The sequence below is a fragment of the Actinomadura darangshiensis genome, from assembly GCF_004349235.1.
GTDB lineage: Bacteria > Actinomycetota > Actinomycetes > Streptosporangiales > Streptosporangiaceae > Spirillospora > Spirillospora darangshiensis.
On record NZ_SMKY01000219.1, the window covers coordinates 1 to 15,461 of the forward strand.

The following is a 15,461-nucleotide window of genomic DNA, read 5'->3' on the forward strand; positions in this document are numbered from 1 at the left end:
CCGCCGGATCATCCGCGAGGGTGCGGCGTCGCATGATCCGAAGGTGCTGATCCTGACGACGTTCGACCTGGACGAGTACGTGATCGAGGCGGTGCGGGCGGGGGCGAGCGGGTTCCTGCTGAAGGACTCGCCGCCGGAGGACCTGGTGACGGCGATCCGGATCGTGGCGGAGGGCGACGCGATCGTGGCGCCGTCGGTGACGCGGCGGCTGCTGGACAAGTTCGCGAGCCGGCTGCCGGCGGTGCGGGACGCGGCGCCGCCGCCGGGGCTGGACACGCTGACGCAGCGGGAGCGGGAGGTGCTGGCGCATGTGGCGCGGGGCCAGTCGAACGCGGAGATCGCGGCGGAGCTCGTGGTGAGCGAGACGACGGTGAAGACGCACGTGGGGAACGTCCTGGCGAAGCTGGGTCTGCGGGACCGGGTGCAGGCCGTGGTGTACGCGTACGAGACGGGGCTGAGCAGGCCCGGCCAGAGCTGAGGCCGGAGCCGGGAAGGCCCAGGTGAGGGCGGGGCCGCGTGCAGCGGCCCTGAGCGGTTTCAGGGTCGGTCCCTGAGCCGACCCCAGCGTCCGGGGGGTGGAGGCCTACTCCGGTAGGACGACTGGGGGCGGGTTCCTCCTGCCGTGGGTGGACTGCGAAGTCCGTTCCTGGGGTCCAGGAAACGGGCTCGCCCGGCTTCTACTGTTCTGGTGTGGGATCGCCGGGGGCATGGCGCGATCCGCGGACGGTTCCGGTTCCTCCTGGGCCGGTTCGCACGGTCCGGCTCACACCGGTCCGGCTCACACTCGCTCACACACACTCGGGAGTTTCACGTGACGAACACCGCCCCATCGACCGCCGGCGCGCAGTCCGCGCCCGGGGCGGGCGACTTCGCCGCTCGGACCCAGCAGATCGCGAAGGTGTACGGGCGCGGCGACGCCCAGGTCGTCGCGCTGGACGGGGTCACCGTCGGCATTCCCCGCGGCCGGTTCACCGCGATCATGGGCCCGTCGGGGTCCGGGAAGTCCACCCTGATGCACTGCATGGCGGGGCTGGACTCGGTGGACTCCGGGCAGGTCTTCATCGGCGGCACCGAGCTGACCCGGTTGAAGGACAAGCAGCTCACGCGGCTGCGCCGCGACAAGATCGGATTCATCTTCCAGGCGTTCAACCTGGTGCCGACGCTGACGGCGCTGGAGAACATCACGCTGCCGATGGACATCGCCGGCCGCAGGGCCGAGAAGGAGTGGCTGGACGAGGTGATCGACACGGTTGGGCTGCGGCCGCGGCTGAAGCACCGGCCGACCGAGCTGTCGGGCGGGCAGCAGCAGCGGGTGGCGTGCGCCCGCGCGCTGGCGTCCCGCCCGGAGATCATCTTCGCGGACGAGCCGACGGGGAACCTGGACTCGCGGTCCGGCGCCGAGGTGCTGGGGTTCCTGCGGGACTCGGTGCGGCGGATGGGGCAGACCATCGTGATGGTCACCCATGACCCGTCCGCGGCGGCCTACGCCGACCAGGTGCTGTTCCTTTCGGACGGGCAGATCGTCGACACGATGACCGGGCCGACCGCCGAGCGGGTGCTGGAGCGGATGAAGGGCTTCGACGCCGGCGGCCACAACACGCGTCCCGCGGGCGCGCCGGAGTCCGGGGTGTCGGCGCGATGATGGGGAAGGTCACGCTCCGCAATCTGGCGGCGCACAAGATCAGGCTGGTGCTGACGGCCGTCGCGGTGATCCTCGGGGTCGCGTTCGTGGCCGGCACGCTGATCTTCACCGACAGCATGAACAAGCAGTTCGACGAGCTGTTCAGCCGGATCGGCACGAACGTCGCGGTGGACGTGCGGGCCAAGCAGGTCGTCGGGGCCGACGACGACGGCTCGGCGGCGCAGCCGGTGCCGGCGGCCGTCCTGAAGGCCCTGCGGGGCGTGGACGGGGTGAAGGATCCGAAGGGCAACGTCAGCGGGTACGCGGCGGTCGTCGGCAAGGACGGCAAGATCGTCGGGACGGCGCAGAACGGGCCGCCGCAGATCGGCGTGAACTGGACGACCGGCGGGTCCTACGACCTGTCGGCGGGCCGTGCGCCGCAGGGGCCGGGCGAGGTCCTCGTCGACGCGAAGACGGCCGAGAAGGGCAAGCTCGCGGTCGGCGACACCACGCGGGTCATCACGGCGGGCCAGCCGGCCCGCATGAGGATCGTCGGGCTGGTCGACACGGGGAACCTGATGGGCGCGACGCTCACCGCGTTCGACACCGCGACCGCGCAGAAGCTGATGCTGAAGCCCGGCTACTTCACCGACATCGAGATGGGCTCCACGGGCGTGTCGCAGGCGGAGCTGCGTGACCGGGTCGCGAAGGTGCTGCCGCAGAACATGGAGGCCGTCACCGGCGAGAAGCTGCGCGAGGAGTCCAAGAGCGACATCGCGACGATGATGAGCTTCTTCCGGACGTTCCTGCTCGCGTTCGCGCTGATCTCGATCTTCGTCGGGTCGTTCATCATCTTCAACACGTTCTCGATGCTGGTCGCGCAGCGGACCCGCGAGCTGGCGCTGCTGCGCGCGATCGGCGCGGCGCGCGGCCAGGTGACGCGGGCGGTGATCGGCGAGGCCGTCGCGGTCGGCGTGGTCGGGTCCACGCTGGGGCTGGCGGCCGGCGCGGGCCTGGCGTCGATGCTGCAGACGCAGATGGGCGACGCCGGGCAGGGCGGGCTGACGTTCACGGCGACGCCGGTGATCTGGTCGTACGCGGTCGGGATCGTGGTGACGGTGGTGTCGGCGTACTTCCCGGCGCGGCGCGCCGCGAAGATCCCGCCGGTGGCGGCGATGCGCGACGACGTGGCGCTGCCGCAGCGGTCGCTGCGGATCCGGGTCGCGCTCGGGTCGCTGCTCACCCTGGCCGGCGCGGGCCTCATCGGCGCGGGCCTCGCCGGGAACGGCGGGAACCCGGCGGTTCCGGTCGGCGCGGGCGCGTTCGCGGTGTTCATCGGCATCGCGATGCTCGCACCGGTGATCAGCGTCCCGGTGATGAAGGTGCTCGGCGCGCCGTTCGCGCGGCTGATGGGCTCGCCCGGCCGGCTGGCGCGGCAGAACGCGCTGCGCAACCCGCGGCGCACCGCCGCGACGGCGGCGGCGCTGATGATCGGGCTGGCGCTGATCACGACGGTGAACGTGCTGGGCGCGACGATGCGGGCCTCCATCGACGAGCAGGTGGACGCGCAGTTCGGCGCGGACTACCTGGTGCAGGCCGACGGGGCGGGCGGCATCGGCGCGGGCGTTTCCGAGAAGGTCAAGGCGACGCCCGGGGTGAGCGCCGCGTCCCCCACCTACGAGGGCGAGGCGAGGATCGAGGGGAAGAACGCGTCGTTCATGTCCGGCGACGTCCCCGCGATCGCCAAGGCCGCCAAGCTGAAGATCACCTCCGGTGGCACCGCCATCGGCGGCGCCGGGATCATGGTGGACGAGGACACCGCGAAGCACAACGGCTGGAAGGTCGGGTCGGCGGTGCCGGTGCAGTTCACCGACGGCAGGTCCGAGCGGCTGACGGTGACGGGTGTCTACACCAAGAGCGACCTGATCGGCAACCGCATCATCTCGCAGGCGGCGTACCAGCGGCACACGGTCAACCCGTCGATGGACGCCATCGTGGTGGACGCGTCGGCGCCGGGCGCGGCGACGAAGACGGCGCTCGAGTCGGCGCTGAAGGACTACCCGAACGTGAAGGTGTCGGACCAGGCGTCGCTGAAGGAGGACGCCCGCAAGCAGGTCGACGGGTTCGTGACGTTCCTGACGATCCTGCTGGTCATGTCCGTCATCATCGCGGCCGTCGGGGTGATCAACACCCTCGCGCTGTCGGTGATCGAGCGGACCCGCGAGATCGGGCTGCTGCGCGCCATCGGGATCTCCCGGCGGCAGCTGCGCCGGATGGTCCGGCTGGAGTCCATCATGATCGCGCTGTTCGGGGCGGTGCTCGGCATGGGCATCGGGGTGGCGTTCGGCGCGGCGCTGCAGAACGCTCTCGCCGACAAGGGCCTCGGCGTCCTGGCCGTCCCGTACGGGACGCTGCTGGTCTACCTGGTGGTGGCCGCGGTGATCGGTGTGCTGGCGGCGCTGTGGCCGGCGTGGCGGGCGGGGCGCATGGACGTCCTGAAGGCCATCTCCACCGAGTAGCCGGTCCGTGAAGCAAGAAAGACCCGGTCCTCCGATGGGGAGGGCCGGGTCTTTCTTTCGTGCGGGAGACGCGCCGCGGGGCGCGGCCGGTGCTACTCGGTGGATTCCGGGTCGTCGGCCGCCGCGTCGGCGGCGGTCGCGCCGGGCGCCACCGCGGCCTTGGCGACCGCGTCGGTCGCGCTGACCGTGGTGTTCTCCGGGAAGTGGCAGGCGGCCTGGTGGCCGGGGCTGAGCTCCACCAGCGGCGGCTCGACCTGCTTGCAGATGTCCTGCGCCTTCCAGCAGCGGGTGTGGAACCGGCAGGCGGGCGGCGGGTCGAGGGGGCTCGGCACGTCGCCCTGCAGCCGGATCCGCTTGCGCTCGCCGCGCTCGGACGGGTCCGGGATCGGCACCGCCGACAGCAGCGCGTTGGTGTAGGGGTGCATGGGCCGCTCGTACAGGTCGGCCCGGTCCGCCAGCTCGACAATCTTGCCGAGGTACATGACGGCGACGCGGTCGGAGATGTGCCGGACCACCGACAGGTCGTGCGCGATCACCACGTAGGTGAGGTCGAGCTCGTCCTGCAGGTCCTCCAGCAGGTTGACCACCTGCGCCTGCACCGACACGTCCAGCGCGGACACCGGCTCGTCCGCGATGATCATCTTCGGTTTGAGGGCCAGCGTGCGGGCGATCCCGATGCGCTGCCGCTGCCCGCCGGAGAACTCGTGCGGGTACCGGTTGTAGTGCTCGGGGTTCAGGCCGACGAGCTCCAGGATCTCCTGGACGGCCTTCTTGACGCCCTGCTTGGCCTCGATGTTCTGCAGCCGGAACGGGGCCCCGACGATCGCGCCGACCGTCTTGCGCGGGTTCAGCGACGAATAGGGGTCCTGGAAGATCATCTGGAGGTCGCGGCGGAGCGGCCGGAGCCGCCCCTGGGACATCTTCGTGATGTCCTGCCCCTCGAAGGTGATCTTCCCGAAGCTCGGGTCCAGCAGCCGCATCACCATCCGGCCGGTGGTGGACTTGCCGCAGCCCGACTCCCCCACCAGCCCGAGCGTCTCGCCCTTGCGGACCGAGAACGACACGCCGTCGACGGCCTTGACCGCCCCGACCTGCCTGCGCAGCAGCCCCGAGGTGACGGGGAAGTGCTTGCCGAGGCCCTCGACCTCCAGCAGCATCTCGCCGTTCCGGCCGGGCCGGGCCTCCGCGGCCGGGCGGGCCTCGCCGTCCGGCGTCTTGTCCATCTTCACAGTCTCGTCCCCACCCGTGCTCGTCACAGCTTCGCCCGGATCTCGTCGTTCCAGATCTCCCGCCGCTTCTCCAGCGGGAGGTGGCACGCCGCCTTGTGCCCGGGCTCGAGCTCGATCAGCTCGGGCCGTTCGGTCGTGCTCCTGTCGCCGTTCAGCTCGCTGTAGGGGCAGCGCGGATGGAACGCGCACCCGGACGGCACGTTGATCAGGCTCGGCGGCGACCCCTCGATCGGCAGCAGCCGCTCCGAGCGCTCCCGGTCCAGCCGCGGCATCGACCCGAGCAGCCCCCACGTGTAGGGGTGCAGCGGCCGGTGGAAGGCGTCGTCGACGGCCGCGTACTCCGCGGCGCGGCCCGCGTACATCACCAGGATGTCGTCCGCCAGCTCGGCGACCACCCCGAGATCGTGGGTGATCATGATGACGGCGGAGTTGAACTCCTGCTGCAGGTCGCGGATCAGGTCGAGGATCTGCGCCTGGACGGTCACGTCCAGCGCCGTCGTCGGCTCGTCGGCGATCAGCAGCTCCGGGTCGCAGGACAGCGCCATCGCGATCATCGCGCGCTGCCGCATGCCGCCGGAGAACAGGTGCGGGTAGTCGTCCACCCGCTTGTCCGGCTTGGGGATGCCGACCCTGCCGAGCATGTCGATGGCGTGCTTGCGTGCGACCGCCTTCGACACGTCGTTGTGCACCCGGTAGGCCTCGATGATCTGGTGGCCGACCGTGTAGAAGGGGTGCATCGACGACAGCGGGTCCTGGAAGATCATCGACATGTTGCGGCCGCGGAGCCGGCGCACCTCGGCCTGGGAGGCGCCGACGAGCTCCTTGCCGTCCAGCCAGATCTCCCCGGACACGTCGGCGTTGCGCTTGTTGTGCAGGCCGAGGATGCCGAGGCTGGTCACGCTCTTGCCGGAGCCGGACTCCCCCACGATCCCGAGGGTGCGGCCGCGCTCCAGCTGGAACGACAGCCCGTCGACGGACTTGACCAGGCCGTCGTCGGTCGGAAAGTGGATCTTGAGGTCGCGGACCTCGAGGAACGATGCGGGAGCGTCGCCGGTGCCCGCGGTCTCCGCGGCGGGCGCGGTGCCGGTCATCAGCCAAGCCTCACTCTCGGGTCGACGACGGCGTACAGCAGGTCGACGATCAGGTTGATCACGATGATCGAGGTCGCCGTGAGCAGCGTGACGCCGAGCACCATGGGCAGGTCGCCGCTGCGGATCGAGTCGATCGCGAGGCGGCCCAGGCCCGGGATGCCGAAGGTGTTCTCCGTCAGCACCGCGCCGCCGAGGAGCAGCCCGAGGTCGAGGCCGAAGATGGTCATGATCGGCGTCAGTGAGGCGCGCAGCGCGTGCTTGGTGACGACGGTCCTCTCCGGCAGCCCCTTGGCGCGGGCGGTGCGGATGTAGTCCTCGTTCATCGTCTCCAGCATGCCCGCTCTGGTGAGCCGCGCGTACATCGCGGCGTAAAGGAACGCGAGCGTCACCCAGGGCAGCACCAGCGCCTCGAACCATCTCAGCGGATTGTCGGTGACGGAGGTGTAGCTGCCGCCGCCGGGGAAGATCTTGAAGGTGTAGGAGAACAGCGCGAGCGAGACCAGGCCCGTGAAGTAGATGGGGAGCGACACCCCGGCCAGTGCGATGATCATCGACGCCCTGTCCCAGACGCTGCCTCTTCGCAGTGCCGACACCACACCGGTGCTGATTCCGACGCCGAGCCACACGATCGCGGCGCCGATCGCCAGCGACAGCGTCGCCGGGGCCCGGTCGAGCAGGGTCTCCAGCACCGGCTGGCTGCTGCGGAAGGAGTAGCCCATGCAGGGCGCGGGGCAGTGGTCGGTCACCGGGCCGGCCTTGTAGTCCTTGCCGACGGCGAGGGCCTTCAGGTAGTTCCCGTACTGCACCACGACCGGCTTGTCGAGGCCGAGCCGCTCCTTGGTGTCCTGGATGGCCTCGGCCGTCGGCGCCTTGCCGACGTAGGACGCCGCGATCTGGTCGGTCGTCTGCCCCGCCAGCTTCGGCAGCCAGAAGAAGATGCCGAAGGTCACCAGGCTGACCAGCAGCAACATGACGACGGCACCGATGAGGCGCCGGATGATGTATGCGAACACATTGCTCGGCCCCGCCCGCCGGCCGGCCGGACCTGTGGGTCCGGGCACGGCCGGCGGGCTTCGCCTTCACCTGCCTTCAGATGGACGCACGGACGAGACGGAGTGTCACTCCACGCCCATGTTCAGGTAGTCGTACATTCCGCCGTAGGAGTAGGTGATCCCCGCGTTGGTGACGCGCTTCGGCCGGTACATCAGGGCCTTGGCGTACACCAGCGGGACCTCCATCGCGGTCCCCATGACCAGCTTGTCGACCTCACCGTAGGCCTTCATGCGGGCGGCCTTGTCGGGGTTGGCGATCGCGTCGTCGAGCCCCTTGTTGACGGCCGGGTCGTCCATCTCGGCGAGGTTGTTCCCGCCGGACGGCTTGATCGCGTCACCGTGCACGATCTGGGCGAGGAAGCCGTAGCCGGTCGGCCAGTCCGCCGCCCACGCCATGATCATCATGCCGATGCCGTGCTCGTGCACGTACTTCGGAACGCCGACGTACTTGTTGAAGTAGTCACCGGCCGGGTACTGCACGATGCTGACCTTGATGCCGACCTTGGCGAGGCTCTGCTGGATCGCCTCGGCCATCGCGACTTCCTTCGGCCGGTCCGACCGCGCCGAGATCTTGGTGCTGAAGCCGTCCGGCTTGCCGCAGGCCTGCAGCTCCTGCTTGGCCTTGGCGACGGTGGCCTCGTCGAGGCCGCCGTTCTCCGCCTGCTTCTGCGGGTACAGGTCGAACTTGGTGTAGCCGTCCACCGACGGGGGCAGCACCGTGGTGGCGACGTCGCCGCCGGCCAGCGGGCCTCCGTAGGCGGTCTGCGCGGCGACCTTGTCGGTCGCGTACTGCACGGCGACCCGGCAGTGCTTGTTGTCGAGCGGCTTGACGTGCTGGTTCAGCGACATGAACCGCAGGAAGCCCTGGACCGGGTTGTCGACGTACGGCTTCTGCTCGGGGGTCAGCACCTTCGGCTGGGTCCCCGACTGCACGCCGACGCCGGCGATGTCCATGTCCAGCGACCCGGCCAGCAGCCGCTGGTCGATGTCGTCCGCGTTCTGCTTGACCTGGACCTCGATCTTGTCCGGCAGCGCCTTGCGGATCGGGTCGGTGCTCTGGTTCCAGTTCGGGTTGCGCGACAGCGTCATCGACTTGCCGCGCGTGTAGTTGTCGACCTTGTACGGGCCGCTGGAGACGATCGCGGTCTCGTACTTGGTGCCGGTGTCCTTGGCCTTCGGCACCGGCATCGTCTGCGACATCGCGACCAGGTAGTCGAACTCCTGGAACGGGGTGTTCAGGTGGAAGACGATCGTCTGGTCGTCGGGGGTCTCGATCGACTTGAGGCCCTCGTCGCTCTTGTCCTCGTACGGGCCCTTGTAGGCGGGCTTGTTGTCGACGAGGTACTGCTTGAAGTACTTCGGCCCGAGCTGCAGCTCCTTGGTGTAGTTGCTGCGCTCGACCGCGTACTTGACGTCCTTGGACGTGACCGTGCTGCCGTCGTCGTACTTGACGCCGGTGCGCAGCTTGTACGTCCAGGTCTTGCCGCCGTCACTGGACTGGCCCATGTCGGTGGCGAGGTCGGGCACGACCTCCAGGCTCTCCTTGCCCGCGGCCGGCTTGAACGTGGTCAGGCCACGGCCGTAGAGACGGGCGAAGTTCTGGGAGAACGCGTAGTAGGTGTTGCCCGGGTCCGGCGAGTCCCAGTCGTCGGAGTCGCCGAACTTGAGCGTGCCGCCCTTCTTGTCCGACTTGTTGACCTGGGCCTGATTGCCGGCGTTGTAGCCGGGACCGCTCCCCGACCCGCCCGAGTCGTCGCCGCCGCCACAGGCGGCGAGCCCCGCGGCCGCGACCACACCGGCCGCAAAGACCGCGATTGGTCTCATCTTGTTCATGTGCAGGCGCACCCCTTCAAATAGACGGGTCGGATGGACCCGAGTCACTTGGCCCGAGGGTCGAGAGCGTCCCGCAGCCCGTCACCGAAGAGGTTGAAGGCGAGGACGGTGATGAAGATCGCCATACCGGGGATGATCATGTAGGCGGGGTCGGAGGAGTAGATCGGCACCGCCAGCGTCAGCATGGCGCCCCATGAGGGCGTCGGCGGGATGACACCGACGCCGAGGAACGACAGCGCCGCCTCGAACAGGATGTTGACCGGGATCAGCAGGGTCGAATAGACCAGGATCGGGGCGACGAGGTTCGGCAGGACTTCCTTGAACAGCACGTAGGAGTTGCGTGCGCCCATGCTGCGCGCGGCGTCGACGAACTCGCGTTCTCGCAGCGACAGCGTCTGCCCGCGGATGATGCGGCCGATGTAGGGCCAGTTGAAGAACCCGATGACGATGACCAGCACCGAGATGCGCAGGCCGTTGCCGTTCAGCCCGAACGCCCCGTCGGAGACGACGCCGACCAGCGCGATCGCGAAGAGCAGCAGCGGGAAGGCCAGGAAGGCGTCCATGGTTCGGCTGATCAGGTAGTCGACCCAGCCGCCGAAGTAGCCGGCCGTGATCCCCATGACCGTGCCGATGACCACCGAGGTCAGGGTGGCGAGGAACGACACCAGCAGGGAGATCCGGGCGCCGTGCACGATCCGGGCCAGCATGTCGCGGCCGGTGCCGGGCTCGACGCCGAGCCAGTGGTCGCCGCTGATGCCCGTGTGCCAGATCCCGGACTTCGGCCGGTTGTAGGTCGGGTCGATGAGGTTCTGGTGGTAGGTCAGCGGGTTCTGCACGAAGAACGGGCCGATGATCGCGAGCACGATGAGCAGGATGACGACGATGGCGCCGGTCAGAGCGACCTTGTCGCGCTTCAGCCGCATCCAGGCGATCTGCCCTAGGGAGCGTCCCTGGATCTTCTTCTTGTCGACGCCGACGAGCACCGCTTCCGGTTGCGCCTCGGCGTCCGACCCGGTCACCTCGATGGGTGCGCCCAACGCTCCATACCTCCTACCGTCCGGCCACTGGTTCGGCCATGCCGCCGGCGAGTGACCGGCGGTCGCGGAGATCATCCGCAGCCTCCGTGCCCGTTACGCCGCGTTTGCTGAAGGGAAACGTAGTCCTTCGGGCACGACTGTCCATCCGTGAAGCGACCTTCGCCAGTACCCGTATCTGACTTGTGATCTCGTCGTCATCTGGGCAACACGCACCCGCGCAGCACGTCGGACAAATCGCCCGAATAGTACGTACGGGATGGGCTGGACAGGCAAGCCGCAGGCGGTCTAGACCGGCAAAGTTTACCGTACTGAGGCCGTTCCGAGATCGATCGTCCGCAGGTCAGGGCCTTCGGCATACAGAAACAGGCGGGCCGGGGCGTCCCCGGCGGGGAACACCCCGGCCCGCCGTCACGCGTGTGCGCGGCGAACCGCCGGGCGGCTCAGGAGATCCCGCGGTCCCGCAGGATCTTCTCGATGTCGGCCATCTCCGGGTCGCCGCCGCTCTGCGCGGGGCCTTCCACCGCGCCCTTCGGCTTCCCCGCGCGGCGCGCGGACTTGCGCTCGGCGCCGCCCCCTGCGGCCTTGCCGCCGCCCCCCTCGCCGGCTGCGCGGCGGCTCAGCATCGCGCCGGAGGTCATGTAGAGCAGTACGGCCAGGCCCGCCACCGCGACGCCCGCCCACTTCACCGGGCTGAACGCCAGGTCGACGAAGAACTCGGTCACCCCGGTCATCGCCGCCGCCAGCGGCACCAGCGACAGGGCCGCGCCGCGCAGCCCGGTGCCCGCGCCTCTGCGGCGGAAGGCGCCCCAGCTGATCACCAGCCCGACCAGGGTCACCCCGAGACTGATCGCGAAAATGGCTGCGTCGCTCATGCCGGCCCCTTCATTCCCTACGGCGGTGCTCCCCCCATCGTCACACGCGGGGCGCCTGTCCTGCTCCTCCCGGCGAACGGTTTGCGGGCGGGCCGGTCTCCTCCTGCGGCGTGATCCGCCCCCTAGGGACCGCCCCGCGGGTATCCCCCCGCACCGGTGCCGCGGGTATCAGGTCCGCGGCGGCGCAGTCGGCGGACGGAGCGCCGCCCGGCTCACGCGGCCAGCGACCGCAGCATCTCCACGTCGATGCGGCGCAGCGAGTCGACCACGGTCCGTCCCGGGGCGGGCGGGATCGGCAGCAGGCCGGGGACCGCGACCGTCGCGCAGCCCGCCGCCTCCGCCGCCGCGACGCCGTTCGGGGAGTCCTCCAGCACCACGCAGCGGGCCGGGACGGCGCCGAGCCGGGCGGCGGCGGTCAGGTACGGCTCGGGGTCGGGCTTGGTCCGGGCCACCTCGTCGCCGGCGACGCTCAGCGCGAAGTGCTCGCGGCCGACGGCGTCCAGCACCGGCTCGATCAGCCGCCGGTGGCTGGAGGACACCAGCGCCGCCGGCACGCCGGCCGCGCGGACCGCGGCGAGCAGGTCCTTGGCGCCCGGCATCATCGGGACGCAGCTGCTCAGCCGGCCGGCCATGCCGTCCAGCATCCGGCGCCCCACCTCCTCGCGGGGCGCGTCCGCGCCGGTCAGCTCCAGCATGTAGTCGACGGCGACGTACAGGGAGCCGCCGACGAGGCGCTCCTGGTGGGCGGGGGTCCACTCGCCGCCCAGCCACGCCATGACCTCCGACTCGACCTCCAGCCAGACGCTCTCGGAGTCGATGAGCAGGCCGTCCATGTCGAACAGCACGGCCTGCAAGCCGCCACGGGTCACGTCTCTCCTTACGTCGGATGCGGAGGTTTCACCCTATCCGCGCGATCACCTGGCGTTTTTGGACGGGGTGTGCAAAGAGACAATGACGGAAGGGTCGGCGGACCGATACCGTGCCAGCAGAGACTACTAACGGGTAAGGAACGGCATGAGCGCGTACCGCACCATCCTCGTCGGCACCGACGGCTCCGACTCCTCGTTCCGCGCGGTCGACCGGGCCGCGCAGCTGGCCGCCGCCACCGGCGCCACTCTCCTGCTCGCCTCCGCCTACAGCCCCATGCCGGAGCGGGAGCGCGCGAACGCCGCCGACCGGCTCGGCGACCTGGCCTACAAGGTGCAGGGGTCCACGCCCGCCGACGACGCGCTGCGGGCCGCGCGGGAGCGGGCCGTCGCGGCCGGCGCCTCCGACATCGAGGAGGCCGCCGTCGAGGGCGACGCCGTCGACGTGCTGTCCAAGGTCGCCAAGGACCGCGACGCCGACCTCGTCGTGATCGGCAACCGGGGCCTCAACAGCCTCGCGGGCCGCATCCTCGGCTCCGTGCCCGCGAACCTGTCGCACCGCTCCCCCTGCGACGTGCTGATCGTGCACACCACGCCCAAGGGCAAATAGGAACTCCGTTCGGCCCGTCCTCCAGCCCCCGCCCGCCGTCCTCCAAACCCCGTTCTGCCAGGGGCGTACAGGGCGGGGTCTGGCCTCCTGCGGGGTGGGGTACGTCACTGTCAGGACGTAGGCTGACAGCCACCGATCATGAGCGGGGTCCCCCGGCCCCGGGAATGACGGCCCCCGTCGGTGACGCTGTACCTGGGCGTCGGAAGGAGGCAGCGCGTGATCGAGCTCGAAAGCGTGCCCGAACTCGTCGATCCTGTGCTCGTGGCCGCCTTTGAGGGGTGGAACGACGCCGGTGAGGCCGCCAGCGGGGTCATCGCGCATCTGGAATCGACCTGGGAGGCCGTGCCCGTAGCCGAGCTCGACCCGGACGACTACTACGACTTCCAGGTGACCCGCCCGATCGTGGAGATGTCCGACGGCGAGACCCGCGGGATCACCTGGCCGACGACGCGGGTGTCGTGGGTGCGGCTGCCGAACGGCAAGGACGTCGTGCTCCTGCACGGGATCGAGCCGAACATGCGGTGGCGGTCGTTCTGCCGCGAGCTGGTCGGGCTGATGCTGGAGCTGGAGATCCGCAACGTCGTGCTGCTCGGCGCGCTGCTCGCCGACGCCCCCCACACCCGGCCGGTGCCCGTGACCGGGGCCGCGTCCGAGGCCGGGCTCGTCAACACCCTGCATCTGGAGCCGGCCCGCTACGAGGGCCCGACCGGCATCCTCGGGGTACTGCAGGACGCGTGCGCCAAGGCCGACCTCGACACGGTGTCGCTTTGGGCGGCCGTCCCCCACTACGTGGCGCAGCCCCCGTCCCCGAAGGCGACGCTCGCGCTCCTGCGCCGCGTGGAGGACCTGCTGGACGTCACCGTCCCCCTCGGCGAGCTGCCCGAGGAGGCCCGCGCCTGGGAGCACGGCGTCAACGAGCTCGCCGAGGAGGACTCCGAGGTCGCCGAGTACGTGCGGACGCTGGAGGAGCAGAAGGACGCGACCGAGCTGCCCGAGGCGAGCGGCGACGCCATCGCCCGCGAGTTCGAGCGCTACCTGCGCCGCCGCGACCCCGGCTGAGTTCATCGCGTCGCCCTCGGCGTCGGGCGCTGGGCGCCCTCCTTCGGCGGGCGCCGCGGCGATCGCTGCATCGCTCCGGCTCGCCTAGCGGTTCGCTGCGCGATCAGGTTCTCGCGAGCTCGAACCTGGCTTCGCACGCGATCGCAACGCCGGGGTCGCCGCGTGGCTGATGTGACGGCTGATGCAAGTGGTGCGAGTTGCGCAGCGCGTGGTCCGCGCCTGAGCGGTCGGGACGTTGCCGCGGCTGGGGACTCGGGCATTCTCGGGAGCCGGAGAGATTCCTATGGTGGGGAACGGCAGCAGCCTGAACGCGGCCGTCGCCGGTTCGCTGGTGCTGTATAAGCTGGCGGGCCTACTGTGACGTGCGGTGATCGTCGACCGGACGGGAAAGGGAGCGCACGTTTTGCCGGATGCCCACCCGCTGCAGGCCCATGACCCGACACGGCTCGGCCGCTACACGCTGCTCGGGCGGCTCGGGTCCGGTGCCCAGGGCACCGTGTACCTCGGCGAGGGCGCGGACGGCGAGCGCGTCGCGGTGAAGCTGCTGCGGGTCCAGTTCGACGACGACGACACCGCGCGGGCCCGGTTCGTCCGCGAGGCGGAGGTCGCCAAGCAGGTCGCCCGGTTCTGCACCGCCCAGTTCCTGGACGCGGAGGTCGCCGGGGACAGCCCCTACCTCGTCAGCGAGTACGTTCCCGGTGAGGCGCTGAACCGGCATGTCGCGCGGGACGGCCCGATGGGCGGCGGCGCGCTGGACCGGCTCGCGGTCAGCACCGCGAGCGCGCTGACCGCGATCCACCGCGCCGGGATCGTGCACCGCGACCTGAAGCCGCACAATGTGCTGCTCGGCCCCGACGGCCCCCGGGTGATCGACTTCGGGTTGTCGCGGGTGCTGGACGCGGCCAGCGCGGTCAGCAGCCGCGCGGTCGGCACGCCCGCCTACATGGCGCCCGAGCAGGTGTCGGGGCAGGACGTCGGCGCCGCGGCGGACGTGTTCGCCTGGGGCGCGACGATGACGTTCGCGGCGACGGGGCGGCCCCCGTTCGGGTCCGACTCGATTCCGGCGGTGATGTACCGCGTCCTGCATCACGAGCCCGACCTCGGGGATCTGGACGGCGAGCTGCGCGAGCTGGTCGCCGCGGCCCTGGACAAGGATCCGGGGCGGCGGCCGGAGGCGGCGCAGCTGCTGCTGCGGCTCGTCGGGCACGAGGACGCGTTCGAGTCCCCGCCCGCGGCACCGTCCGCGTCCGCGACCACGGCTCCGGGGGTCCTGCCGGTGCCCGCCGAGGCCCCCGCGGAGTCGGGCGGCGGAGGGAGCGCCGAGACGCTGCCGCCGGTCGCGACCGACCCGCGGCCCGGCGGCCGCCCCAAGCGGCGGCGGTTCGGGCGGGCGCTGGTCGCGGCCCTCGCGGCCGCCGCCGTCGCGGCCGTCGCAGGAGCCGCCGGGTACGCGTTCCTGGACCGGCAGCGCGGCGAGCCGTCCGGGCCCGGCGCGGCGCAGAGCGGGCAGGTGACCGCGCCGGAGACGACGGCCGGGCGGTCGTCGGGGCGGTCGGCGGCGACGCCGACGCGCAGCCGCACGCACGGATCCTCGGGCGCGACGTCGCCCGGGCGTCCCGGGCCGGGCGGGGGCACGCGGCCCGGTGGGGGGAACGGTGGCACGCCGCCGACC

13 protein-coding genes are annotated in these 15,461 nt (G+C 70.8%); 6 read left to right on the plus strand and 7 right to left on the minus strand.

Annotated elements, in window-relative coordinates:
• From E1293_RS33710 to E1293_RS33720, 3 genes are all read left to right on the plus strand, one after another.
• On the plus strand, positions 1-478 hold a 478-nt coding region (locus E1293_RS33710; RefSeq protein ID WP_132201864.1), incomplete at its 5' end, for a LuxR C-terminal-related transcriptional regulator.
• A 333-nt stretch (positions 479-811) separates the two neighbouring features.
• The gene (locus E1293_RS33715) at positions 812-1,642 is read left to right on the plus strand and encodes an ABC transporter ATP-binding protein (RefSeq protein WP_132201866.1); all 831 of its coding nucleotides are present in this window, start codon (positions 812-814) and stop codon (positions 1,640-1,642) included.
• A complete protein-coding gene (locus tag E1293_RS33720) occupies positions 1,639-4,140 on the plus strand; it encodes an ABC transporter permease (RefSeq protein ID WP_243716910.1) in 2,502 nt (833 codons plus the stop codon). The genes E1293_RS33715 and E1293_RS33720 overlap by 4 nt, the downstream gene beginning before the upstream one ends.
• A 92-nt stretch (positions 4,141-4,232) precedes the next feature.
• Here the strand turns inward: E1293_RS33720 and E1293_RS33725 are convergent, their stop codons facing one another.
• The 7 genes from E1293_RS33725 to E1293_RS33755 form a co-directional block, all read right to left on the minus strand.
• Complete coding sequence (locus E1293_RS33725) at positions 4,233-5,363, minus strand: ABC transporter ATP-binding protein (protein ID WP_132201868.1); 1,131 nt, start codon at positions 5,361-5,363, stop codon at positions 4,233-4,235.
• A gap of 29 nt (positions 5,364-5,392) precedes the next feature.
• Positions 5,393-6,460 carry an ABC transporter ATP-binding protein gene (locus E1293_RS33730; protein ID WP_132201870.1) on the minus strand — a complete coding sequence of 356 codons (1,068 nt, stop codon included), beginning with the start codon at positions 6,458-6,460 and terminating at the stop codon, positions 5,393-5,395.
• Entirely contained in the window at positions 6,460-7,473 is a 1,014-nt protein-coding gene (locus E1293_RS33735; protein WP_132201872.1) for an ABC transporter permease, read from the minus strand. Before E1293_RS33735 ends, E1293_RS33730 begins: the two co-directional genes overlap by 1 nt.
• Before the next feature lie 105 nt (positions 7,474-7,578).
• On the minus strand, positions 7,579-9,336 hold the full coding sequence (locus E1293_RS33740) for an ABC transporter substrate-binding protein (RefSeq protein ID WP_243716912.1): 1,758 nt from the start codon (positions 9,334-9,336) through the stop codon (positions 7,579-7,581).
• Positions 9,337-9,389: 53 nt separating this feature from the next.
• The gene (locus E1293_RS33745; RefSeq protein WP_132201876.1) at positions 9,390-10,382 is read right to left on the minus strand and encodes an ABC transporter permease; all 993 of its coding nucleotides are present in this window, start codon (positions 10,380-10,382) and stop codon (positions 9,390-9,392) included.
• 440 nt (positions 10,383-10,822) lie between these two features.
• The gene (locus E1293_RS33750; protein WP_132201878.1) at positions 10,823-11,254 is read right to left on the minus strand and encodes a hypothetical protein; all 432 of its coding nucleotides are present in this window, start codon (positions 11,252-11,254) and stop codon (positions 10,823-10,825) included.
• A 212-nt stretch (positions 11,255-11,466) separates the two neighbouring features.
• Positions 11,467-12,123: an HAD family hydrolase gene (locus E1293_RS33755; protein ID WP_243716914.1), complete on the minus strand. Its 657-nt coding sequence runs from the start codon at positions 12,121-12,123 to the stop codon at positions 11,467-11,469.
• Between the two features lie 145 nt (positions 12,124-12,268).
• On the opposite strand from E1293_RS33755, the gene E1293_RS33760 reads away from it, so the two are divergent.
• From E1293_RS33760 to E1293_RS48835, 3 genes are all read left to right on the plus strand, one after another.
• On the plus strand, positions 12,269-12,730 hold the full coding sequence (locus tag E1293_RS33760; protein ID WP_132201880.1) for a universal stress protein: 462 nt from the start codon (positions 12,269-12,271) through the stop codon (positions 12,728-12,730).
• Positions 12,731-12,946: 216 nt separating this feature from the next.
• Positions 12,947-13,789: a PAC2 family protein gene (locus tag E1293_RS33765; protein ID WP_132201882.1), complete on the plus strand. Its 843-nt coding sequence runs from the start codon at positions 12,947-12,949 to the stop codon at positions 13,787-13,789.
• A gap of 403 nt (positions 13,790-14,192) precedes the next feature.
• A partial coding sequence (locus E1293_RS48835) for a serine/threonine-protein kinase (protein ID WP_243716916.1) occupies positions 14,193-15,461 on the plus strand: 1,269 nt, incomplete at its 3' end.